Raw genomic sequence first — 919 nt, forward strand, 5'->3', positions numbered from 1 at the left:
ATTTGAAAGAGGGGCGCCCCCACAACGCCCGCGTCTTATTTACGCAGCGTCTTTTATGATGTGATCACAAATGTTGATATGACCATTCAATTTTTTGGTATCTATATATGAATTGCCAAAAACACTCACTTTATCGCAAATGTATGTATAGCCGGTAATTTTTGCATTTTCATAAATACAAGCATCATCACAAACCACAGCAAAAAACCAAACTTGCGCATGGCCATAAATCCTTGCATTGCCATAAGCTTGTGCATAGCCAGTTAATAAAGCATTATCATAAATTTTTGCATGACCTTTTATAACAGCTCTATCAGATACCTCAGAATGATTCAAAACGCAGGCATGATCATAAACATAAGAGGAACCACAAACTTTAGCATGATCAGAAACTCTTGCATTGTCATAAATTCTTGCACAATCAAAAACTGTAGAATTGCCTTCAATTTTTGCATTATCGAAAACACTAGCGTAATCACAAACTGTAGCATTATCAGAAACATGGGCATTATTATAAACACGCGCCTCATTATACACCCAGCAATTGCCATCATGAGAGAGATTGCTTTCATTTTCAATAAAACCACCAAGATCCCCCGCTTTGACGTCAGAAAAGTCTTTTAAAGCTTTAATACGATAAAGAGTTGTAATCTCTTTAGTAAATATATTTTTAATTTGTTTGATTTCACTGGTTAATTTATATTTTTGAGACATAAGGATACCCTCACAATTGATATGTGATAAACATTTTCTAAAATTTGGAATGGGAAATTTAAAAGAGGGGGCGCCCCCGCCGCGCCCGCGTGTCATTTACGCAGCTTCATTTTCATATTGGCTGTCATCATCATCATAATACCCCTCACAATCAGCATAATATTCATGACGATAATAATCATCTTCACTACCAAATTCTGGATAT

The 919-nt window shown here is 35.8% G+C and carries 1 protein-coding gene; it reads right to left on the reverse strand.

Going from position 1 to position 919, the window contains the following annotated elements:
- Window positions 1-39: 39 nt before the first annotated feature.
- Window positions 40-714, reverse strand: coding sequence for an LbetaH domain-containing protein (locus tag ABD915_RS09870; protein WP_345117781.1), 675 nt, complete (start codon window positions 712-714; stop codon window positions 40-42).
- Between the last annotated feature and the right edge of the window lie 205 nt (window positions 715-919).

This window comes from Bartonella jaculi (genome assembly GCF_039543045.1).
GTDB lineage: Bacteria > Pseudomonadota > Alphaproteobacteria > Rhizobiales > Rhizobiaceae > Bartonella > Bartonella jaculi.

Excerpts from the sequence above, each read along its gene's own strand:
- ABD915_RS09870 (WP_345117781.1), bottom strand. The coding sequence starts at position 714 with ATGTCTCAAAAATATAAATTAACCAGTGAAATCAAACAAATTAAAAAT.